At 66.2% G+C, this 26294-nt stretch carries 25 protein-coding genes, 1 tRNA gene and 1 riboswitch; of the genes, 14 read left to right on the plus strand and 12 right to left on the minus strand.

What is annotated here, in order from left to right; all coding sequences use genetic code 11:
- Positions 1-25: 25 nt before the first annotated feature.
- Positions 26-107, minus strand: a riboswitch (ZMP/ZTP riboswitch).
- 59 nt (positions 108-166) lie between these two features.
- Entirely contained in the window at positions 167-1885 is a 1719-nt protein-coding gene (locus NLM32_RS01565) for a heparinase II/III family protein (RefSeq protein ID WP_254135180.1), read from the minus strand.
- A 157-nt stretch (positions 1886-2042) separates the two neighbouring features.
- Entirely contained in the window at positions 2043-3389 is a 1347-nt protein-coding gene (locus NLM32_RS01570; protein WP_254127466.1) for an RsmB/NOP family class I SAM-dependent RNA methyltransferase, read from the minus strand.
- A 187-nt stretch (positions 3390-3576) separates the two neighbouring features.
- Here NLM32_RS01570 and NLM32_RS01575 point away from each other — a divergent pair, with 187 nt between their 5' ends.
- Positions 3577-3774 (plus strand): DUF1674 domain-containing protein, encoded by a 198-nt coding sequence (locus NLM32_RS01575; protein ID WP_254127468.1) that lies wholly within the window; start codon positions 3577-3579, stop codon positions 3772-3774.
- 59 nt (positions 3775-3833) lie between these two features.
- Positions 3834-4424 (plus strand): thermonuclease family protein, encoded by a 591-nt coding sequence (locus tag NLM32_RS01580; protein WP_254127469.1) that lies wholly within the window; start codon positions 3834-3836, stop codon positions 4422-4424.
- A gap of 54 nt (positions 4425-4478) precedes the next feature.
- Here NLM32_RS01580 and NLM32_RS01585 read toward each other — a convergent pair whose 3' ends face one another.
- Positions 4479-4994, minus strand: a complete 516-nt coding sequence (locus NLM32_RS01585; protein WP_254127471.1) for a L,D-transpeptidase — start codon at positions 4992-4994, stop codon at positions 4479-4481.
- A 413-nt stretch (positions 4995-5407) separates the two neighbouring features.
- Positions 5408-7354 carry an acetate--CoA ligase gene (gene acs / locus NLM32_RS01590; protein ID WP_254127473.1) on the minus strand — a complete coding sequence of 649 codons (1947 nt, stop codon included), beginning with the start codon at positions 7352-7354 and terminating at the stop codon, positions 5408-5410.
- 410 nt (positions 7355-7764) lie between these two features.
- On the opposite strand from acs, the gene NLM32_RS01595 reads away from it, so the two are divergent.
- On the plus strand, positions 7765-8934 hold the full coding sequence (locus NLM32_RS01595; protein ID WP_254127475.1) for a DNA topoisomerase IB: 1170 nt from the start codon (positions 7765-7767) through the stop codon (positions 8932-8934).
- Positions 8935-8946: 12 nt separating this feature from the next.
- Here the strand turns inward: NLM32_RS01595 and NLM32_RS01600 are convergent, their stop codons facing one another.
- Complete coding sequence (locus tag NLM32_RS01600) at positions 8947-9402, minus strand: SRPBCC domain-containing protein (RefSeq protein ID WP_254127477.1); 456 nt, start codon at positions 9400-9402, stop codon at positions 8947-8949.
- Between the two features lie 101 nt (positions 9403-9503).
- Here NLM32_RS01600 and NLM32_RS01605 point away from each other — a divergent pair, with 101 nt between their 5' ends.
- A complete protein-coding gene (locus NLM32_RS01605) occupies positions 9504-10595 on the plus strand; it encodes an adenylate/guanylate cyclase domain-containing protein (protein WP_254135181.1) in 1092 nt (363 codons plus the stop codon).
- Positions 10596-10685: 90 nt separating this feature from the next.
- Here NLM32_RS01605 and NLM32_RS01610 read toward each other — a convergent pair whose 3' ends face one another.
- From NLM32_RS01610 to tsaD, 4 genes are all read right to left on the minus strand, one after another.
- A complete protein-coding gene (locus NLM32_RS01610; RefSeq protein ID WP_254135182.1) occupies positions 10686-11099 on the minus strand; it encodes an EVE domain-containing protein in 414 nt (137 codons plus the stop codon).
- Positions 11100-11202: 103 nt separating this feature from the next.
- A complete protein-coding gene (locus NLM32_RS01615; protein ID WP_254127479.1) occupies positions 11203-12318 on the minus strand; it encodes an alpha/beta hydrolase in 1116 nt (371 codons plus the stop codon).
- Positions 12319-12432: 114 nt separating this feature from the next.
- Positions 12433-13413, minus strand: a complete 981-nt coding sequence (locus NLM32_RS01620) for an NAD(P)H-dependent glycerol-3-phosphate dehydrogenase (RefSeq protein WP_254127481.1) — start codon at positions 13411-13413, stop codon at positions 12433-12435.
- 2 nt (positions 13414-13415) lie between these two features.
- A complete protein-coding gene (gene tsaD / locus NLM32_RS01625) occupies positions 13416-14489 on the minus strand; it encodes a tRNA (adenosine(37)-N6)-threonylcarbamoyltransferase complex transferase subunit TsaD (protein WP_254127482.1) in 1074 nt (357 codons plus the stop codon).
- Positions 14490-14638: 149 nt separating this feature from the next.
- On the opposite strand from tsaD, the gene NLM32_RS01630 reads away from it, so the two are divergent.
- The 4 genes from NLM32_RS01630 (at position 14639) to NLM32_RS01645 (ending at position 18714) form a co-directional block, all read left to right on the plus strand.
- Positions 14639-15385, plus strand: a complete 747-nt coding sequence (locus tag NLM32_RS01630; protein WP_254127484.1) for a uroporphyrinogen-III synthase — start codon at positions 14639-14641, stop codon at positions 15383-15385.
- Between the two features lie 65 nt (positions 15386-15450).
- Positions 15451-16719, plus strand: coding sequence for a COG4223 family protein (locus NLM32_RS01635; RefSeq protein WP_254127486.1), 1269 nt, complete (start codon positions 15451-15453; stop codon positions 16717-16719).
- A gap of 35 nt (positions 16720-16754) precedes the next feature.
- Positions 16755-18539, plus strand: a complete 1785-nt coding sequence (locus tag NLM32_RS01640) for a heme biosynthesis protein HemY (protein WP_254127488.1) — start codon at positions 16755-16757, stop codon at positions 18537-18539.
- Between the two features lie 99 nt (positions 18540-18638).
- Positions 18639-18714, plus strand: a tRNA-Thr gene (locus tag NLM32_RS01645).
- 77 nt (positions 18715-18791) lie between these two features.
- On the opposite strand, the gene NLM32_RS46180 is transcribed toward NLM32_RS01645, so the two are convergent.
- Positions 18792-19433: a CGNR zinc finger domain-containing protein gene (locus tag NLM32_RS46180; protein ID WP_375143512.1), complete on the minus strand. Its 642-nt coding sequence runs from the start codon at positions 19431-19433 to the stop codon at positions 18792-18794.
- Here NLM32_RS46180 and NLM32_RS01650 point away from each other — a divergent pair.
- The 3 genes from NLM32_RS01650 to NLM32_RS01660 all read left to right on the plus strand — a co-directional run bounded on the left by NLM32_RS01650 (position 19432) and on the right by NLM32_RS01660 (position 20994).
- Complete coding sequence (locus NLM32_RS01650; protein ID WP_254127490.1) at positions 19432-20184, plus strand: AzlC family ABC transporter permease; 753 nt, start codon at positions 19432-19434, stop codon at positions 20182-20184. The two genes, NLM32_RS46180 and NLM32_RS01650, sit on opposite strands and share 2 nt — an antisense overlap.
- Entirely contained in the window at positions 20177-20482 is a 306-nt protein-coding gene (locus tag NLM32_RS01655) for an AzlD domain-containing protein (RefSeq protein WP_375143513.1), read from the plus strand. The genes NLM32_RS01650 and NLM32_RS01655 overlap by 8 nt, the downstream gene beginning before the upstream one ends.
- A 146-nt stretch (positions 20483-20628) precedes the next feature.
- Positions 20629-20994 carry a hypothetical protein gene (locus NLM32_RS01660; RefSeq protein ID WP_254127494.1) on the plus strand — a complete coding sequence of 122 codons (366 nt, stop codon included), beginning with the start codon at positions 20629-20631 and terminating at the stop codon, positions 20992-20994.
- A 71-nt stretch (positions 20995-21065) separates the two neighbouring features.
- Here the strand turns inward: NLM32_RS01660 and NLM32_RS01665 are convergent, their stop codons facing one another.
- On the minus strand, positions 21066-22133 hold the full coding sequence (locus NLM32_RS01665) for a polysaccharide deacetylase family protein (RefSeq protein ID WP_254127496.1): 1068 nt from the start codon (positions 22131-22133) through the stop codon (positions 21066-21068).
- 253 nt (positions 22134-22386) lie between these two features.
- Here NLM32_RS01665 and NLM32_RS01670 point away from each other — a divergent pair, with 253 nt between their 5' ends.
- Together NLM32_RS01670 and NLM32_RS01675 are read left to right on the plus strand one after the other, a co-directional pair.
- Positions 22387-22680: a hypothetical protein gene (locus NLM32_RS01670; protein ID WP_254127498.1), complete on the plus strand. Its 294-nt coding sequence runs from the start codon at positions 22387-22389 to the stop codon at positions 22678-22680.
- A gap of 181 nt (positions 22681-22861) precedes the next feature.
- Positions 22862-23077, plus strand: coding sequence for a hypothetical protein (locus NLM32_RS01675; RefSeq protein WP_148775584.1), 216 nt, complete (start codon positions 22862-22864; stop codon positions 23075-23077).
- Between the two features lie 3 nt (positions 23078-23080).
- Here NLM32_RS01675 and NLM32_RS01680 read toward each other — a convergent pair whose 3' ends face one another.
- Positions 23081-24769: an MFS transporter gene (locus NLM32_RS01680; RefSeq protein ID WP_254127500.1), complete on the minus strand. Its 1689-nt coding sequence runs from the start codon at positions 24767-24769 to the stop codon at positions 23081-23083.
- A gap of 136 nt (positions 24770-24905) precedes the next feature.
- Between NLM32_RS01680 and NLM32_RS01685 the strand changes: the two genes are divergently transcribed.
- Positions 24906-26285, plus strand: a complete 1380-nt coding sequence (locus tag NLM32_RS01685) for a hydrolase (protein ID WP_254127502.1) — start codon at positions 24906-24908, stop codon at positions 26283-26285.
- Positions 26286-26294: the final 9 nt, after the last annotated feature.

The following is a 26294-nucleotide window of genomic DNA, read 5'->3' on the forward strand; positions in this document are numbered from 1 at the left end:
GAGCAAGATCCTCTGTCTTAAGGAGTGTCTATGCCCAGGCGCGCGGCGGATATGTGTCGCGCTTCCCGATGGTGCTCCATCCAAGGTCGCCAGTCGCGCGAACGAGCGCTCGATAGCAGTTTTCGAGGCCCTTCACAACGATCAGATGGGACCGAATCGTGCCTGTTTACAACGGAAGTTCCGGTTCGCGCCGGGCGTTGCGGCGGGCATTGGTGACCGCCGGCGAGGCCGAGGAACGCACAAAGCTCCAGCGGATCGAGGGCCCCTGGCGCGCATCCTGGCGGATCACGATCTGCGCGGTGCGGCGGGGGCCGTCATTGCCGGCCAGGAACACGCTGTCCTCGAGATCGACCTTGTCGTCGAGCGCTTCGAAGGTCCAGACGTCGCGGTTCGGCAGCACCAGCATGACGCCGCGCGCATCCGACAGCCGGCTCGCCTTCACCGCGGGATGCAGATGGAAGCGCAGCGCGAAATCGGCGTCGGCGCCCTTGAGGCGCGCGCCCTGCGGCGGTGACAGCGTGTCCTCGCCGTCGATCCGCGCGCCGTCATTGGCGACCATCAGCACGCGGCGATGGATCACGCCGAACTTGGCGAGATAGCCGTCATGCGACGTCGTGAGCAGCGTGCCGTCCTGGACGACTTCGCGATAGCTCTCCACCTCACGGGGGCCGCTGATGATCGGTGCGCCGTGCAGCAGCCGCTTCATCGCCGACATCTCGACGAACTGGCAGGACGACGTCTCGTGATAGGTCAGCGTCGAATGCGCCGCGGTGCCGCGCGCGAACGGCCGCCAATTGTCGCGGCCGGTAGTCGGCATGCCGCAATTGGTGACGATGCGGCTGATGCCGGAGGACAGTTCGAACGACAGACAGCCGGCATGCGCGTCGTGGCTGACGCCGGGCGGCGGCGGCGGGCCGGTGTCGATGATCAGCGTGGTCGGGCCGGCGTCGAGCCGCTGGAAGCCGGTGTGCGGCATGTTCGCCATCGGCGCGCCATGGGTGTCGTCATAGGCAAGCAGCGTGGCGAGCAGATCCGACGGCGTCGCGCTCATGCCGTTGAACAACGCGAAATTACCGTCGCCGTGCCGGAAGAAGCGCAGCATCGGCATCATGCGGTCGATCGCATTGAGCAGCGCCGGCGGCGGCGCGATGTTGCGCGCGGCAAACGTCTGCCGCAGCGGCAACAGGTCGATCAGCAGCTCGATCAGCGCGCCCGGGTTGCGCGAGATGTGGCCGCCGTCGGGGAGAATCTGCCGCTGCAATTCGTCGGAGAGCTTTTTCGACGCGCTGCGGATGTGGCGGGCCTGGTTGGCGAGGCAGAGCGTCGTGTAGCACAGCGCGATCTGCACCTGGAGCTTCGGCACCCCGTCCGGGATGTTGACCATGGTGAAGCGCAGGAAGCGGATTTCCCGTGCCAGCGCGCGCAGATAACGGCGGTAGAATTTGTTGTCGGTGTCGTTGAGCACCAGCGGCGCCTGCGACAGCAGCGAGATGACGCGCCGCGCCAGCACATCGGCGCGGCGGGCGACGGGCCGGCGCTTGTTGGCGGGATTGCTGATCCAGTCCTCGACCAGCGCACGCGCATTCGCCCGGGTCAGCGCGGTGTCGGCCGCGCGCAGGTGCCGCAGCCAGCCGAAGCCGAGCAGCGCGACCTCCCAATCCTCCGAGGGCGGATCGAGATCGAAGATCGAGCGGCCGTGGCAGTTGACGATCTTGCCGGCGAAGACGAAGCGCCCGGCATAGATCTCGGCGGCGCGCGTCGCATCCGCGGTGCGCAGATCATGCGGCGCAATGATCAGCCGATCGGTGCGGCCGGGCCAGACCCGCGACAGCGCAACCGGACCGCCGCTCGCGCGCGCGAGCATGTTCCGCGCGAAGCGGTTCATCACCAGCGTCGAGATACGTCTGCGTTGAGCGACCGACACGCCTTGCCTTGAAGGGGGAGAGGATTCCGACGAATCCTTATTAATCCCAAAATCGGACCGCGGACACCACCTTGAATGGCCCCGAATCAGTCCAGTGGTAGCAAAATCCGGTGCAAAATCAGGATTTAACGAGCCGGGCCGCGAAAAATCCGTCGAGCCCGCCGAGCTTCGGGTCGGCGTGCGGCAGGTGGCTCGGCAGGGTCCGCAGATCGCCCTCGGCGGTGATGATCTCGCTGAGCCCGGAGACCTCGCTGGCCTCGATCGGCACGCGGCGAAGCGCAGGCTCGGCGGCGAGAAGCGTGGCGACGGCCCGCTCGCCTTCTTCGGGTTCCAGCGAACAGGTGCAGTAGACCAGCGTCCCGCCGGGCTTGAGCAGCGAAACGGATTTCTTCAGCAGCCGCTGCTGGAGAACCGTCATCGCGGCGACGTCGGATTCCTGCCGCAGCCACGCGACGTCGGGGTGCCGGCGGATCGTCCCGGTCGAGGTGCAGGGCGCGTCGATCAGGATTCCGTCGAGGCCATCCGCCGGGCCGGCCCATTCCACGGCGTCGGCGACGACAGTCTCGGCCTGGAGCGACAACCGGGTCAGGTTTTCGCGCAGGCGTGCCACCCGGGCGGGTGAACGGTCGATCGCTGTGACATGCGCGCCGGCCTGTGCCAGCTGCGCGGTCTTGCCGCCAGGTGCAGCACAGAGATCGGCGATGGATTTGCCTTTGATGTCACCGAACAGCCGGACCGGCAGCGCGGCGGCGGCGTCCTGCACCCACCATTGTCCTTCGGCGAAGCCGGGCAGCATGGTCACCGAGCCATGCAGCAGCGTCCGCACCGATCCCGTCGTCAGCACCTCGCCATGCAGCCGGCTCGCCCATTGTGCAGCGTCGGACTTCACGGTGAGATCGAGCGACGGTTCGTGGCCGAGCGCGAGCGCCATGTCCCGCGCAGTCGCCTCGCCGTAATGCGCACTCCAGCGCGTCAGCAGCCAGGGCGGCAGATCGAGCGATTGCGTCGAGACCTCCTCGACCAGCGCCTGGCCTTCGCGCGCGCAGCGGCGCAGCACGGCGTTGACGAGGCCGGCATAGCGCGCTGCGCGCCGGTCGGATTGCACCAGGCGCACCGAGAGATCGACCGCGGCATGATCCGGCACGTCCATCCAGAGAATCTGGGCAGCGCCGATCAGGAGCGCGCTCTGCGCGCGCGGTGCCTCGGAGGGAATGCCTTTGTCGAGCAGGCGCGACAGCACATGGCCGAGCGTGCCGAGGCGGCGCAGGATGGTTGCGACCAGCCGCCGCATCAGCGCGCGGTCACGGTCGGCGAGCGTCTTCAGTCCGGGATGGGCGCCGGAACCGTCGAGCTGGTCATCGAGCGTGCGGTGCTTGTGCAGGACGCCGTCGACGATGTCGGCAGCGATCCGCCGTGCCGCGAGACCAGGCACTTCGGACGGAGGGGCAAAACGTTGAGATGGCATGCGGAAGTAAGGTTCTGAGCGAGCGGCAGTTCCGCCAATATGGGCGCATGCCTTAAGAACACCAGCTGTGGCATGCGAATATGCCAAATGTAAGAATGGCCTCTGGCGATTTCAGCCCGTCGCGGCCATTTCAGCAATGCGTAATTGGACGTCGCGCATGTCGCGATCCTGCGCTAGGACCCGGATTATGAACGACCAGCCTCCCGCTCCCGATCGCAAACCGTTGCCGCCGGCCGCCCAGCGCGCGCTGGCCGAAGCCGAGGCGCGCCGGCAAGCCGCCGCTGTTCATGCCGAGGCGGCACCGAAGGAGTTGCAGGGGCCGAAGGGACCTGAGCCGACGCGCTACGGCGATTGGGAGCGCAAGGGCATCGCTTCGGATTTCTGAGACGCTGGTCTTTTCAAGCTGACTTGTCGATTTGGCCGACTCAGCCCTAGCGTGCGCGGATGCCGCGCTTCGATCCAGATAGCTCCTATCGGCCGCAGTTCGGCGGTTCGCCGTTTGGCCGTCGCTTCTCCGGGCTGTTGCCCTGGATGTTCGTGGTCGGCATCGTCATGGCGATCGTGCTGACCTTCCGGCACGGCACCGACTGGCGGATTCCGCATCCGGCTGACGAGCGCGCGCAGGATGCCGAGATCATCCTGCAGCAGTCCGGCAATCCCGACAGCCGCCTGCCGATCGACGTCATCCGCACCATCGATGGCGACACTTTTCTCGCGCGCGTGCATCAACGCGACGGGCGCGATCTCGTCGCACGGATTCGTCTGCGCGGCATCGATGCGCCCGAGATGAAGGCGTCCTGCCAGGACGAGCTGGACAAGGCGGAAGCGGCCACCGGGGCGCTGCGCAATCTGCTCGGCCAGGGCGGCGTCACCATCTACAATCTCGGCTCGGAGAAATACGGGCGCGTTCTCGCCGATGTCGCGACCAGACGGACCGCGAACGTTTCGGCGGCGATGCTCGCTGGTGGCTTCGCGCGGAGCTACAATGGCGGTCATCGCGACGGCTGGTGCACGCGCGGCTGGCGGTTCTGGTAACAAAAAAGCCGCGTCGAAACGCGGCTCTTTCAAACTCTGTTTGGGTTGCGACGATCAGCGCGCCACGACCACCGTGGTGCCGACGGAGACGCGGCTGTAGAGATCGGTGATGTCGTCGTTGAGCATGCGGATGCAGCCATAGGAGACGAAGCCGCCGACCGAACCCGGCACGTTGGTGCCGTGGATGGCATATTCACCACCGGCCAGCGTCATCGCCGCAACGCCCATCGGATTGTGCGGCGAGCCGCCCGGGATCACGTCGGGAAGCTGCGGCTTGTCGCGCTTCACCTCGGCGGGCGGCGACCAGGCCGGATTACGGTACTTGCCGTCGATGCGGGTGGTGCCGGCCCACTGCTTGCCGGACTTGCCGACGCCGACCGGATAGCGCACGGCGTGGCCGTCATCGAGAATGAGATAGAGCCGGCGCTCGCTGGTTTTGACCACGATGGTGCCGGGCGAATAGTTGGCGACGTGCGTTCCCACCATTTCCGGCCGCGCCTCGGCAGCCGTCGACATCAAGACCCCTGCCCCGATGGTGGCGGCCAGCGCCACAGCAACCTTCATCGACATCGATATTTCCCATCGTTCAAAATGACGCAAAAACCGGCAATCGCCCGCTCGCCCAGAGATTCTTAACCGCACCTGTTAACCGGATGGTTTCCACGCACGGCCGCCGAGGGCCAGCCAGCAGGGGGAACAAAGGAAATGTTCGAAACAAAGTAAATGACTTGAAAACAACACTCGGCGGCAAAGATGCCGCCGCGCCGGTGTCCGTCCTGACAAGTGCGTGAGGGCGTGAACGGGGGTTTGTTTGGGACGACGTTGGCGCGAAAGGCAGTCTCGTGTCCCGGACGCGCTGCAGCGCTCTTGCGCTGCTGCGCAGAGCCGGGACCCAGCTTCTTCTTTTCGTGGATAGATGGGCCCCGGCTCTGCAGCGCACCGCTGAAGAAGCGCTGCGCTGCGTCCGGGGCACGAGGCCGTTCCTACGCCGACTTCTTGTTCTGCCGGTTCTTCACGAGGTCGTCGACCACCGCGGGATCGGCGAGTGTCGAGGTGTCGCCAAGGCTGCCCGGCTCGTCCTCGGCGATCTTGCGCAGGATGCGGCGCATGATCTTGCCCGAGCGGGTCTTGGGCAGGCCGGGCGAGAACTGGATCTGGTCAGGTGCCGCGATCGGGCCGATTTCCTTGCGGACCCATGTGACGAGTTCCTTGCGCAGTTCGTCGCTCGGCTCGACGCCGGCCATCAGGGTCACATAGGCGTAGATGCCCTGGCCCTTGATGTCGTGCGGATAACCGACCACGGCGGCTTCCGACACCTTCTCATGCGCGACCAGCGCGCTCTCGACTTCCGCGGTGCCCATGCGATGGCCGGAGACGTTGATGACGTCGTCGACGCGGCCGGTGATCCAGTAATAACCATCGGCGTCGCGGCGGCAGCCGTCGCCGGTGAAGTACTTGCCCTTGTAGGTCGAGAAATAGGTTTGCTCGAAGCGTGCGTGGTCGCCATAGACCGTGCGCATCTGGCCCGGCCATGAACGGGTCAGGCAGAGATTGCCTGATGTCTCACCCTCCAGCACCTTGCCGTCGGCGTCGACGATCTCGGGCGCCACGCCGAAGAACGGCTGCGTTGCCGAACCCGGCTTGAGTTTTGTCGCGCCCGGCAGCGGCGTGATCAGAATGCCGCCGGTCTCGGTCTGCCACCAGGTGTCGACGATCGGGCAGCGGTCGTCGCCGACGACGCGGTGATACCACTCCCAGGCTTCCGGATTGATGGGCTCGCCGACCGAGCCGAGCAGGCGCAGGCTCGCGCGCGAGGTCTTCTTCACGGGCTCGTCGCCCGACTGCATCAAGGCGCGGATCGCGGTCGGTGCGGTGTAGAAGATGTTGACCTTGTGCTTGTCGATGACGTTCCAGAATCGCGAATTATCCGGGTAATTCGGCACGCCCTCGAACATCAGCGTGGTCGCGCCGTTGGCGAGCGGCCCGTAGAGAATGTAGCTGTGGCCGGTAACCCAGCCGACGTCGGCGGTGCACCAGTAGATGTCGCCGTCGTGATAGTCGAACACGTATTGATGCGTCATCGACGCGAACACGAGATAGCCGCCCGAGGTGTGCAGCACGCCCTTGGGCTGGCCGGTCGAGCCCGACGTGTAGAGGATGAACAGCGGGTCCTCGGCGTGCATGTGCTCGACCGGGCATTCGGTCGTCACCATGGCGGCCGCCTCGTGGTACCAGAGGTCGCGCGTCGGGTTCATGTCGATCTTGCCGCCGGTGCGCTTGACCACGACGACCCAGTCGACGCCGTCGGCCTTGGCGATCGCCGCGTCGACATTGGCCTTCAGCGGCACCTTCTTGCCACCGCGCAGGCCTTCGTCCGCGGTAATGATGATCTTGGACTGGCAGTCGTTGATGCGCTGGGCGAGGCTGTCGGGCGAGAAGCCTGCGAACACCACGGAGTGGATCGCGCCGATCCGAGCGCAGGCCAGCATCGCGTAGGCTGCTTCCGGAATCATCGGCAGGTAGATGGTGACGCGGTCGCCCTTCTTGACGTTGCGGGTGCGCAGGATGTTGGCCATCCGGCAGACCTCGTCGTGCAGCTCCTTGTAGGTGATGTGCTTGGACTGCGAGGGATCGTCGCCCTCCCAGATGATCGCGGTCTGGTTGCCGCGCTTGGCGAGATGGCGGTCGATGCAGTTGTGGGCGACATTGAGGATGCCGTCCTCGAACCATTTGATCGAGATGTTGCCGGGCGCGAAGGAGACGTTCTCGATTTTCGTCGGTGCGTGCATCCAGTCGACGCGCTTGGCCTGCTCGGCCCAGAAGGCGTTCGGGTCCGCGATCGAGCGGGCGTACATGTCCTTGTACTTGGCCTGGTCGACCCAGGCCCGTTTGGCCCATTCCGCGGGGACGTCGTAAATCTTCTCGGACATGTTTCCCTCCACATACGGCAAGCCAAACGCTGGCGATGCGCAAGCCGACTTGATCGTTGCACCGATTATGCGTCGGGCTAACCGGACCCGACAAGGAGCACAAGCTGGACCTTCGGTGATCGGCCGGCCATGCGGGAAATCAAGCGGCAAAGGCCGGCTGTCGCAAATCTGAAACAGGCCGGCGGAGGTTTTGGGCTCTTTACCCAGATCTCCGGAATGGGCCTGCGCAGGGCGCCCATGCGTCGCAGGAGGTATTTAGAAACCGCTTTTCACTGATTCGGGACTCGCAATGCGGTTCGGAACACCCTAAGTGGCTAACCCGGGTCCAAAGAGGCCCTCCAGGCGAGGCTTGGAACAAACATCAGAACAGCGGCATTGAACGGTACCAGACAGGGCCAAGGCGTAAGACTATGATGGATCAGCAGAATCTCGGGACGATGCGGCCTGCCTCGGCCGATCCTGCTGCCATTGCGCTGGCCAAAGCCCTCGGACAATGGCCGAAACCGGCCGGTTCCAGCCGTCCCAGCCCCAAAAAGGTGTTCGATTCCGCGTCCCCGGCGGCGGTCGAGGCGCTCGCCAAGGAACTCGGCCTGCGGCTCGGCGACCAGAACGAGCTGACCATCCGCCGCATCCGCCGCGGCAAGGGCTATTCCTTCGTCCGCCCCAACGGCGCCCATATCCGCGACGCCCGCACCATCCGCCGGCTCCACGCCATGGCGGTGCCGCCGGCCTATCGCGAGGTGCGCTACTCGGCCGATCCGAGCTCGCATCTTCAGGCGGTCGGTCGCGATGCCGCGGGCCGGCTGCAATATCGCTATCACGCCGACTGGGAGAAGGTCCGCGAGCACCGCAAGGCACATCGCCTGGAAAAGCTCGTCGGCGCGCTGCCAAAGATCCGGCGCAAGGTCTCGGCGTTCCTGTCGGGCGACGAGCCGACGCGCGAATTCGCGCTTTCGGCGGTGATCGAGCTGATTGCGCGTACCGCGATCCGTCCCGGCAACGAATCCTATGCCCGCCTCAACGGCACCCGCGGCGCGACCACGATGCTGAAGTCGAACGTCACGCTCGAGGACGATTCTTTCGTGCTGACCTTCAAGGCGAAGGGCGGCAAGGCGGTGCGCAAGGAGTGCGACGCGGCCAAGCTGGTGCGCGCCATCGGCATCCTCAACGGCGTTCCCGGCAAGCGCATGTTCCAGTATCGCGATGCCTACGGCATCGTGCGCGCGGTCAGCACCACGCAGGTGAATGCGTTCCTGCGCGAGATCGCCGGCATCAAGATTTCGCTGAAGGATTTTCGCACGCTGATGGCCTCGGCCGTCGTCGTGGAATCGCTGTCGCGGATCACGCCGGCGACCAGCCAGCGCGGCCGCAAGAAGCAGGTGCTGGATGCGATCCGCGCCGCCGCCGACAAGCTCTCCAATACGCCGGCGATCTGCCGCAAGAGCTACGTGCACGACACCATCGTCACCGCCTTCGAGGACGGCATCCTCGAGCGTTTCGCGGCAACGATGAAGGGCCAGCGCTCGCAGGCCCGGCGCGAGCAGCTGTTGCAGCAGGTGGTCGCGACCGCGGCGGTGTAACCCGCCGCATCGCTACATATTGTCCGAAAGACCCTTGTCCGGACCGGGATCGCGGCCAGCGGCTGCGTTTGTGAGCCGTGCCAGATAATGCGCCCACCCTTTCGCGTGGGCGGCCACCTGTTCCTCGGTCGGCAACCCGCTATGGGTCATGCGCAGCAGCGTGCCGCCGTCGCGTTCGATCAAGTCGATCTCGATCAGGCTCGAGCCGGGCGGCACCTCCTGGCCGCCCTCCCAGCCGAACGTGTAGGCCAGGCGATGCACCGGCACGACCTCGCGGAACGCGCCGCGGGCGACGCTGGCACGCGGGCCGATTCCCTTGAGCAGATAGAGCCCACCGGGATGCGGCTCGGTGGTCGCATCCGAGCCCATCCAGCTCAGGATTTTCTCAGGATCGGTCAAATAGGCGAAGACGGTGGCGCGCGGGGCTGCGATCTGCGTCTCGCGTCGCAATACGAACGGCTCGGTCATCGGCGATCATCCCTGGGCTGATACTGGCACATGGCGGCGCCAAAGCAGCCCGTCAAGGATTGCCCGTGACAAACACCGCCGACCTTCGCCATCATCGTCTGATGCAACTTTCTCCGACCCTCGCCTGGCTCGTCGATGCCGCCTCGGATAGTCCCGGCGCCGATCGCCTGCTCGCGGAACTCGGCGCGCACCTGCTCGCCGATGGTGTGCCGCTTGCGGCAGGCAGCCTGACGCTGGAGGTGCCGCACCCGTTGATCGCGAAGCGGACATGGCTGTGGCGGGCGGACAACGGCCGGGTGATCGAGGCGCTTGGCTTTGCGCCCGGCGGGCTCGCGCCCGATTTGCCCAACGATGCCGGCCGCCGCTGGCTGCGCGACATCGCAGGCGGCGAAGTCCATGAAGACGTTGTCGGGCGCGATGGGCCGTTGCTCGGCTGGATCGGGCCGCGTCCGTTCACGGCTGGCGAAATCGAGCAACTGCGCCAGGCCGCGCGCTTTGCCGCGACGCCGCTCGCCGTGCTCGCTGGGCGCGCCACGTTGCGGGCCACGCTGGAGGCCTATCTCGGCAAGCGCAGCGCCGAGCGGGTGCTGGCGGCGCCGTTGCGGCGCGACCTCGGCGAGACCATCCAGGCTGCGCTGCTCTATGCGGATCTGCGCGGCTTCACGACCTTATCGGAAGCCAGCCCGCCGGCCGATGTCATCGCGGCGCTCGATGCCTGGTTCGATCGCATCGCCGGTGCCGTTCATGCCTTCGGCGGCGAGGTGCTCAAATTCATCGGCGACGGCATGCTGGCGATCTTTCCGGTGGTCGAGACGTCACCGCGTCGCGCCTGCGAGGCCGCTCTGCGCGCGGCAGATGCAGCCGAAGCCGGGATGGCGTATCTCAATGCCGAGCGCGGCGCGCAAGGGTTGCCGCCGCTCGCGTTCGGTGCCGCGCTTCATCTCGGCGAGATGCTCTGGGGCAATATCGGCGCCGCCAATCGGCTGGACTTCACGGCGATCGGTCCCGCCGTCAATCTCGCCAGCCGGCTCGAAGGCCTGTGCAAGCCGCTCGGCAGGACCGTGCTGGTGTCGGGCGCACTCGCCGCCGAGACGGACATGCCCCTGGTCGCGCTCGGACTGCACAAGCTGCGTGGCATCGCCTCGCCATGCGAGGTGCTCACGCTGCCGGAGACGCAAGCTCCGATATCGTAGCCCGGATGGAGCGCAGCGAAATCCGGGGGGCGGGCTGCGTTTGCGATGTCCCGGATTGCGCTTCGCTCCATCCGGCCTACGACAGCTGGCCTACATCCCGCCCATCTTGCAAACCAGCTTCCATTCCTCGGCCGTCACCGGCTGCACCGAGAGTCGTGAATATTTCACCAGCGCCATGTCGGCGAGTTTTTTCTCGGCCTTGATCGCCGCCATCGTCACCGGTGTCTTCAGGGGCTTGTCGGCCTTGATGTCGACGCAGACGAACTTTTCGGTCTTGTCGGTGGGGTCGGTGTAGGCCTCCTTGATGATCTCCGCGATGCCGACGATCTCCTTGCCCTCGTTGGAATGATAGAAGAACGCCTTGTCGCCCTTCTTCATGTTCACGAGATTGATGCGTGCCGTGTAATTGCGCACGCCGGTCCAGGCCTCGCCCTTGGCGCCCTTCGCGACCTGCTGGTCCCAGGACCACACCGATGGTTCGGATTTCACCAGCCAATAGTTCATCGCAACCTGCCTCATTCCCGGATATGCGCGCCTCTCGTGCCGCGACCATACAGCCACGCGGATGCCTGCGACAAGCGCGGGCATCCGCTATCCATCGCGCGACTTACTCCTTCAGATATCGATCGAAGAATTTTGCGATATCGGTGAATGCCTCCTTCGTCTCCGGCACATTGATGTTGAACTGGTACTGCGCGTGAGACTGGCCTTCATAGACGTTGAGGTCGGCGATCACGCCGGCGCGGCGCAATTTGCGATGGGTGCGAACCGTGTTGCTCAGGAACAGATCGCGCGTGCCCGATGTCAGGATGGTCGGCGGAAAACCTTTGAAGTCGCCGTAGATCGGCGAGATGTAGGGATTCTTCAGATCTGTGCCGTTGGCATAGAGTTTTGCGGCGCGGCCGAGCCAGCCGTCCCAGGTCACCAGCACGTTGTCGACCCACTCGTTGCTGGCATAGGTGTCGCCGATCCTGTCGATATCGGCCCAGGGCGTGCCCGGTGCGATGGCGGCCGGCTTCGGCAGCTTCTCGTCCTTCGCCCGCAGCACCATCGCAAGCGTCATGGCACCGCCCGTCGACGTGCCGAAGATCGCCATCCGGCGGGCATCGTGATCCCTGGTGACTTCCTTCCAGACCGCCATCGCATCGTCCATCGCGGCGGGATAGGGGAAATCGGGCGGCATGCGGTAGTCGACCGAGATCACCTTGAAGCCGCCAAAGCCCGCCATCATGATCGCTTCCGGCAGTGCGGCTTCGCCCGGCCCGAACACATAGCCGCCGCCATGGACATGAACGAGCAGGCGACGCCGGTTTTCGGGCGCGATCCTGTTCGGCGTGACGATGAAGCAATGCACGCCGGCGATCTTGGTCTCCTCGACCTTGACGCCGAGCTTCTCCTTCATCGCGGGGATCCCGGCGATCGCCAGCTTGGCGCGGCGGTCGATCAGCTCCTTCCATTCCGCAGGGGTTTTCGGGTCGGCATTGAAATGCGGCGGAAACGGCGCGCCGATCATGGCCTGCATGTCGGCGCTGACGTCGTTGGAGGGATTGGCGATCGATTTGACGGGTGCGACCCGCTTGCCGTTGTCGGCATTGGCGGCCGCCTCGTTCTTGGCGAGTTCGTTATAGGAGATCGCCGCCTGGGCGTAGGCAGCGACGGGTAATGTCATGGCGGCAAGTGTGGTGATGGCGATCGAAACGATCGCGCGATGCGGTTTGCGCATGCGTTTTCCCCTGGGATCCGTTTCGTTGTTGTTGGACCGGGATCCTGCGGTGTGCCGCCAGGCTAGACCAGCGTGTACAGGCCGTGAAGTGCTACCTGAGATGCCGAGGTCGCCTTACTCCTCGGCCTTGAACGGCCGAGTCAGCAATCCCTCGATCGCGGCGTCGATCGTCAGCTGACCGTTCAGGATGGCAGCGACCGCTTGCGAGACCGGCATGTCGACATTCCCTGCGCCCGCGAGTTCAACTAGCACCGGCGCGGTAAATGCTCCTTCCGCCAGCTTGCCGGCGGGGGCAGCTTCTCCGCGTCCGAGCGCGATACCGAGTGCGAAATTGCGCGACTGCGCGGTCGAGCAACTGAGGAGGAGGTCGCCGAGGCCGGAGAGGCCGGAGAGCGTTTCGGTGCGCGCGCCATAGGCGCGGCCGAGCCGTGCGAGTTCGCTGAAGCCGCGTGTCGTCAAAGCGGCGAGCGCGGAGGCGCCGAGGTTGCGGCCGACCACGATGCCGGCGGCGATCGCGAGCACGTTCTTGGCCGCGCCGCCGATCTCGACGCCGCGGACATCCGTGGTGTGGTAGGGTCGGAAGGTCGCCGAGCCAAGGGCCTGCACCAGGGCGCTCGCCAAGTCCTCGTCCTTTGCCGCCAGCGTCACTGCCGTCGGCAGGCCGCGCGCGACGTCGTCGGCAAAACTGGGGCCCGACAGGATTGCTGGCTGCGCATGCGGTGCGGCCTCCGCAATCACGTCGGTCATGAATTTGTGGGTGCCGTGCTCGATGCCCTTGGCACAGGCGATGATCGGCACCGGCTTCGTGACGTGCGAGGCCAGCATGTTGACCGCGCCGCGCAAATGCTGCGCCGGCGTCGCGATCAGCAGCATGTCCGCGCGCGCCGCCAGGGCGAGCTCGCTCGTCACCACGATCTCGGGCGCCAGTTGCACGCCCGGCAGTCGCGGATTGTTGCGGGTCGATGCGATCCGCGCGGCGTGTTCCGCGTTGCGCGCCCACAATGTCACGTTCCGCCCCGCACGTGCGGCCACCGCCGCCAGCGCCGTACCCCAGGCACCCGCGCCGATCACCGCGACGGACTGGAACGCGGTCATTGCTAGTATCCCGCCCGCGTCTTGCCGTAGCCTGCGGGCGCGGTGGCGTTGGCGTCGAGCAGCCAGCGCGCGCGCGGCTGTGCCTCCATCGTATCGGTGATGCCGAGCGCCAGGCGTTCGGCGCCGGCCCAGGCGATCATCGCGCCATTGTCGGTGCAGAGTGCGGGCGGCGGCATGATCAGCTGCGTCTGCGCTTCGCTGGCGACGTCAAACAGTGCACCGCGGATCGCCTGATTGGCGGCGACGCCGCCGGCCGCGACCAGCGCGCGCGGCGCGCCGAATTGGCCGCGGAAGAGCCGGAGACCGACCCGCAGCCGGTCGGCCGTGGAATCCAGCACAGCGGCCTGAAAGCTTGCGCAGAGATCATTGACGTCCTGCGGCGTGATCTCAGCCAGCCGGCTCGCTTCGGTGCGGACTGCCGTCTTCAGGCCCGACAGCGAGAAGTTGGCATCGGGACGTCCCTGCATCGGCCGCGGGAAAGCAAAGCGCGCCGCATCGCCGTTCGCCGCCGCGCGTTCGACCTGCGGGCCGCCCGGATAGGGCAGGCCCAGCATCTTCGCGACCTTGTCGAAGGCCTCGCCGATCGCGTCATCGACGGTGGTGCCAAGCCGCACATATTGACCGACGCCGGTGACCGCGACGATCTGGGTGTGGCCACCGGAGGCGAGGAACAGACAGTAAGGAAATTCGATCGCATCGGTCAGGCGCGGCGTCAGTGCATGCGCCTCGAGATGGTTGACCGCGACCAGAGGCGTGTCGTGCACCATCGCGATCGCCTTCGCGGTGGTGAGCCCGACGATGACGCCACCGATCAAGCCCGGTCCCGCAGCGGCCGCGACGCCGTCGAGCTGGGCGTAGTCGATGCCGGCCTCGTGCATGGCACGGTCGATGATGCCGTCGAGCACGTCGACATGGGCGCGCGCCGCGATCTCCGGCACGACGCCGCCGAAGCGGGCATGCTCCTCGACCTGCGACCGCACGATATTGGACAGGATCCTGCCGCTCCCGTCAGGCGCGCGCTCGATCACGGCCGCGGCGGTCTCGTCGCAGGTGGTCTCGATGCCCAGTACCAGCATTGGCGAATTGTTATCCAATTTGCGCCCTTGCGCTCATCCGTAAAGCAGAGTTCTGGTAACGCGGTAGCATTCCGGGGTCGGCTTGCGCAATCGTCACGCGCAGCCATCCCTCGAATGCGTCACCGCCACGTGGTCCGGGAACACAAGCGATGTCCATTCTTGTCACACGGCCGCATCCCGACAATGAGGCGACGGCGGAAAATCTGCGCGTGCGGGGACATGTGGTGCTGCTCGCGCCGGTGCTCAAGTTCGAGCCGGTGGCTTTCCATGACGAGAGCGAGGCGGGCTACAGCGCCATCATCGTGACGTCGGCCAATGCGATCCGCGCCGTCGCGCCGCAATTGCGGGACCTCGGCCTCGTGGAGCTGCCGCTGTTCGCGGTCGGCGAGCACACGGCTGCCGTGGCGCGCGAAGTCGGCTTTGCGGATGTGATCGTCGCCGGCGGCGATGCCGCGTCCTTGCGCGACAAGGTGATGCAGAGCGCGCGCGACAAGGTGCTGAAGAAAAAGAGTACGCTGCTTTATCTTGCGGGCGCCGACCTGTCGCGGGATCTCGGCGGCGAGCTCGGCGCGGAAGGGTTTAGCGTGGTCACTCAGACGACCTACCGTATGACCCCGGTCAAGCTTCTGCCGCGCGACGTCTGCGACGGCTTTGCCGCGCATGGTATCGAGGCGGTGCTGCATTACTCCCGGCGCAGCGCGCGGGCCTTCCTGGACGCGGCCCGGGACGAAGGCGTCGAAATCTCGGCACTGGCGATCCCGCAATGCTGCCTGTCCGAGACGGTCGCCAGCGTGCTGCGTGATGCCGGGGCATCGCAGGTCCTGGTGGCCGCGACCCCGGACGAAAATGCCCTGTTTGACGCCTTGGAGCGTGCTTTGCGGACCCGTTTGGCGTAAGAGGACGGGCCGAATCCGAGGCAATCGGGCTCGTCTCTGGTATGAAAGTGTGAGGAACCGTCACGATGGCCGACGACAAGCCGGAAGACGCAGGCAAGCGTGAAAACGTAGGACTCGCCCCCGAGTCCGGCCGTGCCAAGCGCACCCCGCCCACCATCGACCTCGAGGCGACCGAAGTCTCCACCCAGCCGCAGGATGTGGCGGCTGAGCCGGAGGCGCAGCCATCGGCCGAACAGGCAAATGCCGCGCAGACCGCTGCCGAAGACGCAGAAGTCGAGACGGCCAAGGTCGACACGGCCAAGGTTGAGACAGCCAAGACCGAGCCGGAGCCTGGCGAGGCGCAGGCTGCCGTTGCATCGAGCGCCATTTCGCCCTGGATCATCGCGCCATTTTCCGGCGCCGCCGCAGCCGCGGTCGTGATCGCGGTCGGCTGGGCATTGGGCTGGCCCGCGGTGCAGGCGCCGCCGGCCGCGCCGCAAGTGACCAGTGCCACGGTCGATGCGCTGAGCGGTCGCGTCGCCGCAGTCGAAGCCAAGGCGGGCAAGCCCGCCGCCGATCCGGCCATCGTCGCGCGGCTCGACGCGCTGGAGAAATCCGTCGGCACCCTGCGCGGCGACATCGCCGGCTTGCGCGCGCAATCCGACAAGACCGCGAGCGCATTGAACGATGCGAAATCCGCGCCGCGCGATGCAGCAGCCTCGTCCGGCCTCGCCGCCCTCGACGACCGCATCTCCCAGCTCGAGCGCGCCAGCACCACCGCACGCGCCGAGCTCGCTGAGCAGGGCGAAAAGATCGCCGACGCCAAGGCGGCGGACGACAGGCCGTTGCGCTACGTGATCGCCGCCACCCTGCTCGATGTCGCCGTCCGCCACAACGATCCCTATGAGGCACAGCTCACGGCTGCGCGGTCGTTCGCCGCCAAGCCCGAACTGCTGAAGTCGCTCGATGCGTTTGCGGCGTCGGGCATTCCGACGCCGGTCGCGCTGACCCGCGAGCTCCTCAACATCGTGCCGAAATTGGCGCCGCCGCCGGAGACGCCGAGCAGCAATGCCGGCATCGTCGAGCGCCTTCAGGCGGGCGCGTCGAAGCTCGTCCGTATCGAGCGCACCGACGGGGTCGGCAACGACCGCGGCGCCATCGTCGCGCGGATCACGGCCGCAGCGCTGCGCAACGATTTCGTCGAAGCGCGGCGCGAGCTGAAGACGCTGCCGGATGCCGATCGCGCGCCTGCGCAAGCCTGGCTCGACAAGGCCGACGCGCGCGATGCCGCGCTCGCGGCCTCCCGCAAATTCGCCGACGACGCTCTCGCTGGTCTCGCCAAGCCCGCTCAATAAGATTCGCGCAACAATCCGCGCGTATAGGAACAGTCATGCTTCGCATCGTCTTCTTCCTTGTTCTGATTGCGCTCGCAGGCGCAGGCGCGGCCTGGGTTGCCGATCAGCCCGGCGATGTCGTGCTGACCTGGGGCGGTTTCCGGGCCTCGCCGAGCATTCCGGTGTTCGTGCTCTGCCTCGGCATATTCGCCGTCCTGATCGTCTTGCTCTGGAGCATCGTGACGATGATCTGGCGCACGCCGGGGCGCATGCGCCGCCGCCGGCACGAGAAGCGTCACGCCCGTGGCCGCCACGCCATCACCCACGGCCTGCTCGCGATCGGTCATGGCGACACCGCGCTGGCTCGCCGTCACGCCGACGCGGCGCGGCGGCACGCGCCGAACGATCCGCTCGCGCTTCTCCTGCACGCGCAATCGGCCCAGCTCGACGGTAACCGCGACGAGGCCCAGCGCGCCTTCCGCGCCATGGCCGAGCGCGAGGATACGCGGCTGCTCGGCCTGCGCGGCCTGTTCATCGAGGCGCAGCGCGCCGACGATGCGGTCGGCGCCGTGATGATCGCGGAGGAGGCGATCAAGCTGTCGCCGTCCTCGACCTGGGCCTCGCACGCGGTGCTCGGCTTCCGCTGTGCGCGCGGCGACTGGAGCGGCGCGCTCGCGATCCTGGATTCGAATCTGTCCGCCGGCCTGATCGACAAGCAGGGCTATCGCCGGCAGCGCGGCGTGCTGCTGACGGCGCGCGCACTGGAGTTGGAGACGATGGACCGCGATGTCGCGCGCGAGAGCGTGATGGAAGCCGTCAAGCTCGCGCCGACCCTGGTGCCGGCCGCCGTGCTCGCCGCGAAATTCGAGAGCGAGGCGCACCAGGTGCGCCGCGCCATGAAGCTGGTCGAGGCGGCCTGGCTCGCCAATCCGCATCCCGACCTTGCCGATGCCTATGCGCATGTGAAGCTCGGCGATGCCGCGCGGCAGCGCCTGCAGCGGGTCGAGACGCTTGCGGCGAAAACGCCCGCCGACAAGGCCGGGCATGTCGAGGGACAGCTTGCGATCGCGCGTGCCGCGATCGATGCGACCGAGTTCGCCCGTGCGCGCGAGGTGCTGGCGCCTTACGTCAACGATCCGACCCAGCGCGTGGCGCTGCTGATGGCCGAGCTCGAACGCACCGAGCATGGTGACGGCGGCCGTGCCCGTGCCTGGACCTTGCGCGCGGTGCGGGCCCGTCACGACCCGGCCTGGACCGCGGATGGCTATGTCAGCGACCGCTGGCGTCCGGTCTCCCCGGTCACCGGCCGGCTCGACGCCTTCCAGTGGCAGACGCCGGTGGCGAGCCTGCCGTCCGACAAGGGCACCACGATCGAGTCCTCGGCCTTCGAGGAAGCCATGCTCGCCGCCCCGCCGCCGAAGCGGGTGACGGTGGTTAGCGAGGCGCCGGTGGAACCGGCCGTGATCGCAGAGGTCCCAGCCCCAGCCCCTGCCGCTGCCCCAGCCCCTGCCCCTGCTCCGGCCGCGCAGGACAACGCGCCCCCGGCGGCGACGGAAGAACCGGTGGTGGCACCCGCCGAGCCGGCCAAGGCGGAGGCCCCCGAGCCCGCCGAATCATCGCCGGTGGCGGCAACCCCGGTGTTCCGGACCCGTGCCGACCTCGGCAAGCCCGCACAGGCGCCGATCCAGGCCGTCATCCCGATCGTCCGCGCGCCGGATGATCCCGGCATCGATGACGACGGCCCCAGCGATGAATTTACGGAACAAATCGGCACGCCCAGGGACCATGCGAAGGCCCAGGCCGGCGGTTGGCGCGGATTCTGGTCCCGTTGGGGCGCGTGAGGCCTATTTCGCCTGCCGCTTGTTCTTGCCAATTCGGGCCATGCCCGATATCAGGGGCGCGTGTATCGGGGCCGGCATCGCCCGGGCCCCGCAGGGTTCGCCGCAATAGCTCAGCTGGTAGAGCACGTCATTCGTAATGACGGGGTCGGGGGTTCGAGTCCCTCTTGCGGCACCATTTTCCGTTTTTCGACGCGGCATCTTCCACACCGACGATCGGCAGTCGCTCGCGCTTGTTGCGCCGCCAGGAATCGATCATTTGCGCTGTCGTGGTCGAGCCGCCTTGGGAGGATTTTCCTTCCGGCGTTTCGTATAAGCGCGCCGCGCTCGCTCGCGATTTCCGCACACCTCGCTCGAACACCACAGCCGGGTTCGGTTCGGGCTCTCATCGACATAGAACCAGCCACAGCCGGTCGCTTGGCAGCAACCAATTCGTCCCGCGTCTGTCGACGTCAGAACGGCGCTCAAAGACCACAGCAACGGCCAAAGTGGTTCGCGGACATCACGCCCCGGAAGGTCGTGCAAGAACACTCCGCCACGGCCAACAAGACCCGGCTGAGGCGGCGCTTGCGAGAGAAGCTCGTTCACGAGACCCAAGTCTGGCTGCCTATTGCCGCGCAGGGCGTCACAAATCTTCCAGATATCCTGACGCAAGGACACAAGTTCTGCCAATGCCGCAGCCCCGGCGGATGGCTCCCGCTTGTCGGCCGAAATCAAACCCTCGACCGCCGACGCCGACATGATTCCGCGACGCGCGCACCATCCGAGGAACGCGGCGTAATCGGGTATCAGCTCCTGCGGATCGTCAGATGTTCGCCAGTCAAGCGTGTTCCCGAAATCCAGGCAAACGCGCCCGCCAAAAAACTGCGTTGCTGCTCGGAGGGGATCCCTTGACATGGCTGCTGCGGTCGTGGCTTATCTAATGCCCATGGCCATTATAAACGAAGCCATCCCTGCGGCAACGGCACGCTGCTCGCGCGCCGGGTTCAAGCGTGGTTTCGTCAAGGCGTTGCCGTTCCTTCTCAGCAACGGTCTCGCGGGCGTGGTCATGGGTGTCGCCTATCGCGGTGTTGGACTTGGCTTTGTTCCTGCGGTGCTGTTCAGCGTCGTTGTCTACTCCGCCACAGCGCAGGCCGTCACGCTCGGAATGTGGGCTGCGGCCCCACCAATCATACCCATGGTCATCGCGTGCGTGGCGACCAACGCACGCTATCTGGTCATGGGGGCCCACCTCCATCAACTCTTCGGCAGGCTTCGCAAGCGTATCACGCTTCCGATCCTGTTCTTCTTGGCGGATGCGTCATGGCTGATGACGACCGCCGACGCGGAACGCAATGATGCCGATGCTGGCTATCTCCTGGGCGCGAGCGCACCGATGGCAATCGGTTGGGTGGGCGGAACAGCTTTAGGCTACGGCTTGCCTCTGCAACCTGACGGTCCACTCGCGATTGCCGCCGCGCTGTTGCCAGCCGCTTTCATCGCCACGCTGCTTCCAAGCCAGTGGCGTGGCAAGCGCTCTATACTTCCCTGGCTTTTGGCTGCCATCACCGCAGTCCTCGTCAGTCGCTTCATGGCGCCGAACTGGGCCATGCTCATCGGTGGCGCGGTCGGAACAGGATTCAGCATGTTGCGGGGGGATCATGCTTGATTGGCGAACTCTTGCGGCAATCGGCGTGCTCGGCCTCGTCAGTTACGTCATGCGGTCAGGTGGGTTTCTCGCCGCCGGGCTGATGCGCGAAGACAGGACGCTCGTGACATTCTTCCGACTGGCGCCGGGCAACCTTTTCGTCGCTTTCGTCGCGGCGGCCTGCCTCGAGGGCGGTTTTCCAAGCATCCTCGGCTGCGCCAGCGCATTCGGCGTGATGGCGGTGACCCAAAAAGAATGGGCGGCTCTGGCTGCAGGCTTTGCCACTGCCACGCTCGTCGCAATTTTTCATTCGAAGTAATTCTGCTGCGCCTCGCGGCCGACAGCCCCATCGACGCGGATGCTGAGCTCGGCTTAAGGCGCAGGTCGGCCAGCGTGATTTCCATCACATAACCTCGCGCAGGCCTCCCGTACTGTCCCGGTCACGCAAACACGGGGAGATGTCACATGCGCAAGATCATTCTGGTTGCCGCCATGGTTCTGGTCTCTGCATCGGCTCAGGCAGGTGACCGCAGCCTGTCGCTGTCTGCGGTCACAGCCGCGCCACAAGCCACCACGACCACGCAAATCAGCGAAGTCGCCCCGGCGGTCGAAGCGCCGAAATATGTCGACCGCCCGCCGGCGATCCCGGCGGCCGAACCCGCCGTGGCGCCGGCTCCCGCCGCGACCACGACGACGGCCTCGGCGCCGGTCACGACCAGCAACCCTGCACCGAAGGCGAAGACGACGGCGAAGGCCGAAAAGCCCCGGCACAAGCGGTGGACCGAAGGGCGCATCATCGCCGAGCTGCATCGCCACGGCATCTATTGGTAATCGGCGTGAAGCTCTCGAAATAAAATGGCCGGGCTGAGCCCGGCCATCATGCTTATTGAGACCCGACGCGCCTAGCGCTGCGAGACCGTCTGCACCACGCTCGACACCGGGCGCGCGTTCGTCGCATTGGTCGCCGGCACCTTCAATTCCTTGAGCACGGCTTCGTCATACTCGGGCAGCGAGTCGAACGTCGTCTTCGCCTTGATCTGCACGACCTTGTAGCCACCGGCCTTGAGGCGCGCGAGCAGCGTCGGCAGCGCTTCGCCGGTGCGCTTCTGGAAGTCGTGCATCAGGATGATGCCCTTGCCGAGCTTGTCGAGCTTGGTCATCACGTTGCTGATGATCTTGTCCGGCGTGCTCTCCTTGCGGAAGTCGAAGGAGTCGAGGTCGGTCGAGAAAATCCCGACGTTGCGGCTGCCGAGATAGCTCACCAGCGCCGGATTCTGCTGAAGCTGCGGGAAGCGGAAGAACGGCGACGGGTTGGTGCCGAGCGCCCATTTCACCGCGCTGAAGCCCTTCTCGATCTCGTCCTTGGCCTGCTGCTCCGTCATCTTCTTGCCGTTGAGATTGAGGTGCGACCAGGTATGCGTGCCCACCGTGTGGCCCTGGGCCAGAACCTGGCGCAGGATCTCCGGATGCCAGGTGGCGTGCTTGCCGACCGAGAAGAACAGGCCCTTGGTGCATTCATCGGCCAGGGCCTTCAGCACGGCCGGCGTGTTGTGCGGCCAGGGACTGTCGTCGAAGGTCAGCACGACCTCCTTGTCGGCCAGGAAATCGAACTGCTTGTACTGCTCGAAGCCGAAGCCCGGACCGCCGGTCGTGTCGATCTCGACCACGCGCGCGACGCCCAAGGCATTCGGATTGGTGCAGGTCGTCGTCTGCTGAACCGGCGCCACGGCCGGTGCCGGCGCAGGTGCGGACGCTGCGGCAGGAGCGGCGGGCTTGCCCGCGAGCGCCGCCGTGGTCTCGACGTCATCCTTGGCGGCAAGCTTGGCCTGTGCCGGGAGCGGATCGGCGGCACGGGCAGCTGTTGTCTTGGGAGCGCCCTGGTCGGCGCGAGAGGAATAAAAATACCAACCCCCGGCGATCACGACCGCCGCAAGGACACTGGCCAGCATCAGGCCCAACGCATTACGCATCGTTACTCTTTCCAAATACGCAACCAAACCGGCGGAATTTCCCGCGCGCCCGGTCATTAATGCGAAGGAACAGTTAACGTGACACCAACACGACAGCGGTTGCGGAGGAATTTCAGGCAGGTGCGCCAAAGTGACCGACCTCACGGAGGGCAGGCCGCCCGTGACGGTCATCACAGTGGAAAGGATTTTCCGGGAGCATGGTCATTCCCATCAACAACGGGCCCGCGTCCCGCGGTGCCAATGGGAGCTTCAAATGACGACGTCGTTTACCGCCAAGATCCGCGACACCAGCCTGGCTCTGGGCTTTGCCGCCATCGTCTCGATCATCTCGACCACCTCGAGCTTCGCCTTCTCGGCCGAAGCGCAGCAGATGTGCACCGGCGATGCCTTCCGCCTGTGCTCGTCGGAGATCCCCAACATCCCGAAGATCACCGCATGCATGATGAAGCATCGCTCCGATCTGAGCTCCGGTTGCCGCGCGGTGATGGACAAGGACCTCGCCAAAGGCGCCTCACGCAAGGTCGCTGACGCCCAGGACGGTCAGTAAGCGCGCAACGATCGCGTCGTTGCGTTAGTCAGCTCCCCTCGCGATGCGCCCCGGCGTCAAGCCGGGGCCACGCGGCGGCGCCAATCAGCCTGCACCGTCAGCCTGCCAATAAAGCCGTTGCGGCTAGGGGATCGTCGCACTAGCTTCGCCCGCATATCTACCGGCTACGAGGCATTACGCGATGACCAGATTTCTTTTCATTGTTTCTTTGGTTCTGTGCGCATCCGGCGCCTCAGCACAGCAGCAGCCCGGCCACGATGCCTGCGCGCGCGACGTCACGCGTCATTGCCGCGCCGTGATGAACAATGGCGATAGCGCCGTGCTCGCCTGCCTGAAGCAGAACCGCACCAAGCTGAGCAAGGCCTGCGACAAGGTGCTGACGGACCACGGGCAGTAAGGCCTACGTGCTGCTTCCTGCCGCGGTCGCGACCACCGGCAGCACCTCCGCACTGGCGCGGTCCGGCGTTTCTTCCTTCCAGCGCACCGAACCGAACGGCCGCTCCAGCATGCGGCGGATCCGCACCGGATCGGGACCGATGTGGAAATCGATCGCTTGCTGATGCAGCGCGCGTTCGGACTGGGTCGAACGGTTGCGCTGGCGCAGATAATCGAACCAGGTCGGGCAGTGATAACGCTCGGTCCACAATTCCGGATCGGCGATGTCGCGCGCGATCGACCAGCCATAGGCGCCGTTGCGCTGCCGCGACAGCTGCACGTCCTGCATCACGTTGTGGAAGCCGCGGGCATTCTCCTGCGCGATGCGATATTCGATCTCCACCACCAGCGGTCCGCTGCGCCCGGTCAGTGACAGCTTGACCTCGGGATCGGCCAGCACATCCGCGTCTTCGTTGCGGGCGCCGACGCGAGGCATCGTCAGCCAGACGCCGAGCAAGGGCGAGACCAGCATCAGGCCCGCCGCGGTCAGCAGCGCGACCTCGACGCCGGCATAGTCGGTGAGACGACCCCAGCCCCACGCGCCGATTGCGATACCGCCGGAGATCGAGGCCTGGAACGCGGCAAGCGAGCGTCCCGCGACCCAGCGCGGCGCCGAAAGCTGCACGCCGATGTTGAACAGCGCCACCGCGGCCATCCAGACCGCGCCGGCCAGCACCAGCGCGGCCGCGGTCAGCACGGGCTCGCTGCTCAAGGCAATCGCCGCCATCGCGAACGCCATCGAGATCGTGCAGGCGCGGATCGCCGCCTCGCCGCTCATGCGCTTGCGCAATTCGTGGATGTTGAGCGCGCCGACCACCGCGCCCATGCCGAAGGCGCCGAGCATGATGCCGTAGGTCTGCGCGCCGCCATGCAGGAGGTCGCGGGCCACCAGCGGCATCAGCGCCATGATGGCTCCGCCGATCAGGCCCATCACCAGCGTGCGCAGCAGCACGATCTTGATCGGCGGCGAGTTGGTGATGTAGCGGAAGCCCGACACCATCGCGCGATTGAGCTTCTCCCGCGGCAGTCGCGAGGGCTCGACCACGCGCCGCCAGAGCAGCAGCACCACCAGGAGCGGCAGATAGAGGATCGCATTGCAGGCAAACGCCGCAACCGCGCCGAGCGAGGCGACGATGACGCCGCCCACTGCAGGACCGAAGCTGCGCGCGATGTTGTAGCTGATGCCGTTCAGCGCGACCGCCGACGGCAGGGCCTCGGGCGGCACCTGCTCGCTGACCGAGGACTGCCAGGCCGGTCCGAACAGCGCATTGCCGCTGCCGACGACGAAGCAGAAGGCCAGCAGCGCTTCCGGGGTGATGAGCTTGAGCCCGGCCAGGATGGTGAGGGCGGATGCGCCGGTCAGCGCGATCATGAGCGAGACCAGCGTCACGATGCGGCGGTCATACATGTCGGCGATGGCGCCGGCCGGCATCGAGATCAGCATGATCGGGAGCATCAGGGCGGTCTGCACCAGCGCCACCTTGTCGGCGGAAGCCGCCATCTGCGTCATCGCCCAGGCCGCGCCCACGCCCTGGATCAGGAGGCCGAGATTGGAGAGCAGGCTCGCGAGCCAGATGCGCCGGAATATCGTGTACCGCAGGGGTGCGGTGATGCCGTCGGCGGACTGTCTCTGGCGGTTCGTCTGCTCGGTCATATCCTCTTCCAAGTCGTCTGGCAGAAATGGCTTCGATGATTCCGGCGTCGTCAGTGATGCCTGCGAAAGTCCTTCGCTGTCCAGTGGTTAGGCCGCTATAAGCAGTGCAAAGACGGGTTTTGCCGGGGAGGAGAAGATGATGCTGTCACGACGGACGATCCTGCAGGGTGCAGGTGGCCTGGCTTTCGCGGTTGCGAACTTTCGCAGCGATGCGCTGGCGCAAACATCGTCCGCGGCCAAAGATCCCGGCAGCAACCCTGAGGTGCCGCCGATCCTGTTCGTTCACGGCAATGGCGACTACGATGCGCTGTGGATGACGACGCTGTGGCGGATGGAATCCAACGGCATCGCGCGCGACCGGATGATGGCGATCAATTTCACCAATCCCACCGCGCGCGCCGACGATACGGTCGAGCAGGCCAACCGCTCCTCCACCGAGGATCAGCGCCGTGAGCTGGCGGCCGCCATCGCCGAGCTGAAGCGCCGCACCGGCGCGGCGCGTGTGGCGCTGGTCGGCAATTCGCGTGGCGGCAATTCCATCCGCAATGTCATCAAGAACGGCGGCGGTGGCGATGTCAGCCACGCGGTCCTGTGCGGCACGCCCAATCACGGCGTGTTTGCGCTCGATGATCTCCTCGGCAACGAGTTCAACGGACGCGGCCCCTTCCTGAGCGGCCTGAACGGCGGCGACAGCGAGGTGACGCCGGGCACGGCTTTCCTCACCCTGCGCAGCGACGGCATGGACAAATATGCGCAAGCCGATGGCCGCTTCATGGGCAAGCCGGGCGTGCCGACCAATGTCACCGCCGAGGGACCGGAGCTGAAGGGCGCGACCAATCTCGTGCTCGGCACGATCGACCATCGCGAGACGGCGTATCACCCGCGCGCCTTCCGCGAGATCTACAAGTTCATCGCCGGCCGTGAGCCTGCACGCATCGCGATCACGCCGGAGCACACCGTCCAGCTCAGCGGACTGGTCACGGGCGCGGTGGACGGCGTGCCGACCAATCGCCCGGTCGCCGGGGCGGTGGTGGAGGTCAACTATGTCGACCGCGAGAGCGGCGAGCGCAGGGGCGTGGTGCATCGCTCGACGACGGGCGCCAACGGCCGCTGGGGGGTTGCCTCGGTCGATTCCACGTCGCCGCTCGAGATCGTCCTGACTTCGCCGGACGCCCCGATCACGCACTTCTACCGTTCGCCGTTTCCGCGCTCTTCCGACGTCGTGCATTTGCGCGCCGCGCGCCCGTTCCTTCCCGCGGACAAGGATGCCGGAGCGGTCGTGATCATGTCGCGCCCGCGCGGCTATTTCGGCCTGCCGCGCGATACCGTCCTGTTCGACGGCAAGGAGCCCGCCGACGTCCATCCGGGCGTGCCCACGGATGCGACAGCGACCTTGCGCCTTCCGGCCAGCGATGGCCGGCGTAACATCGTGGCCCAGTTCAACGAAGAACGAATTGTGGCGCGCGCCTGGCCGGCCGCCGAGAACAGGATTGCGGTTGCCGAGATGACTTATTAGCTAATTGCC

The organism is Bradyrhizobium sp. CCGUVB14, assembly GCF_024199935.1.
GTDB lineage: Bacteria > Pseudomonadota > Alphaproteobacteria > Rhizobiales > Xanthobacteraceae > Bradyrhizobium.

Bases quoted from the DNA above. Each gene is read 5' to 3' on its own strand.
- NLM32_RS01600 (WP_254127477.1), bottom strand. From the start codon at position 9,402: ATGACCGAGCCGTTCGTATTGCGACGCGAGACGCAGATCGCAGCCCCG.
- NLM32_RS01685 (WP_254127502.1), top strand. From the start codon at position 24,906: ATGATGCTGTCACGACGGACGATCCTGCAGGGTGCAGGTGGCCTGGCT.
- tsaD (WP_254127482.1), bottom strand. From the start codon at position 14,489: ATGCTGGTACTGGGCATCGAGACCACCTGCGACGAGACCGCCGCGGCC.
- NLM32_RS01680 (WP_254127500.1), bottom strand. From the start codon at position 24,769: ATGACCGAGCAGACGAACCGCCAGAGACAGTCCGCCGACGGCATCACC.
- NLM32_RS01605 (WP_254135181.1), top strand. From the start codon at position 9,504: ATGCAACTTTCTCCGACCCTCGCCTGGCTCGTCGATGCCGCCTCGGAT.
- NLM32_RS01620 (WP_254127481.1), bottom strand. From the start codon at position 13,413: ATGACCGCGTTCCAGTCCGTCGCGGTGATCGGCGCGGGTGCCTGGGGT.
- NLM32_RS01660 (WP_254127494.1), top strand. From the start codon at position 20,629: ATGCGCAAGATCATTCTGGTTGCCGCCATGGTTCTGGTCTCTGCATCG.
- NLM32_RS01630 (WP_254127484.1), top strand. From the start codon at position 14,639: ATGTCCATTCTTGTCACACGGCCGCATCCCGACAATGAGGCGACGGCG.
- NLM32_RS01610 (WP_254135182.1), bottom strand. From the start codon at position 11,099: ATGAACTATTGGCTGGTGAAATCCGAACCATCGGTGTGGTCCTGGGAC.
- NLM32_RS01585 (WP_254127471.1), bottom strand. From the start codon at position 4,994: ATGTCGATGAAGGTTGCTGTGGCGCTGGCCGCCACCATCGGGGCAGGG.
- NLM32_RS01565 (WP_254135180.1), bottom strand. From the start codon at position 1,885: ATGAACCGCTTCGCGCGGAACATGCTCGCGCGCGCGAGCGGCGGTCCG.
- NLM32_RS01575 (WP_254127468.1), top strand. From the start codon at position 3,577: ATGAACGACCAGCCTCCCGCTCCCGATCGCAAACCGTTGCCGCCGGCC.
- NLM32_RS01650 (WP_254127490.1), top strand. From the start codon at position 19,432: ATGGCTGCTGCGGTCGTGGCTTATCTAATGCCCATGGCCATTATAAAC.
- NLM32_RS01640 (WP_254127488.1), top strand. From the start codon at position 16,755: ATGCTTCGCATCGTCTTCTTCCTTGTTCTGATTGCGCTCGCAGGCGCA.
- NLM32_RS01675 (WP_148775584.1), top strand. From the start codon at position 22,862: ATGACCAGATTTCTTTTCATTGTTTCTTTGGTTCTGTGCGCATCCGGC.
- NLM32_RS01670 (WP_254127498.1), top strand. From the start codon at position 22,387: ATGACGACGTCGTTTACCGCCAAGATCCGCGACACCAGCCTGGCTCTG.
- acs (WP_254127473.1), bottom strand. From the start codon at position 7,354: ATGTCCGAGAAGATTTACGACGTCCCCGCGGAATGGGCCAAACGGGCC.
- NLM32_RS01665 (WP_254127496.1), bottom strand. From the start codon at position 22,133: ATGCGTAATGCGTTGGGCCTGATGCTGGCCAGTGTCCTTGCGGCGGTC.
- NLM32_RS01615 (WP_254127479.1), bottom strand. From the start codon at position 12,318: ATGCGCAAACCGCATCGCGCGATCGTTTCGATCGCCATCACCACACTT.
- NLM32_RS01635 (WP_254127486.1), top strand. From the start codon at position 15,451: ATGGCCGACGACAAGCCGGAAGACGCAGGCAAGCGTGAAAACGTAGGA.
- NLM32_RS01655 (WP_375143513.1), top strand. From the start codon at position 20,177: ATGCTTGATTGGCGAACTCTTGCGGCAATCGGCGTGCTCGGCCTCGTC.
- NLM32_RS46180 (WP_375143512.1), bottom strand. From the start codon at position 19,433: ATGTCAAGGGATCCCCTCCGAGCAGCAACGCAGTTTTTTGGCGGGCGC.
- NLM32_RS01580 (WP_254127469.1), top strand. From the start codon at position 3,834: ATGCCGCGCTTCGATCCAGATAGCTCCTATCGGCCGCAGTTCGGCGGT.
- NLM32_RS01595 (WP_254127475.1), top strand. From the start codon at position 7,765: ATGATGGATCAGCAGAATCTCGGGACGATGCGGCCTGCCTCGGCCGAT.
- NLM32_RS01570 (WP_254127466.1), bottom strand. From the start codon at position 3,389: ATGCCATCTCAACGTTTTGCCCCTCCGTCCGAAGTGCCTGGTCTCGCG.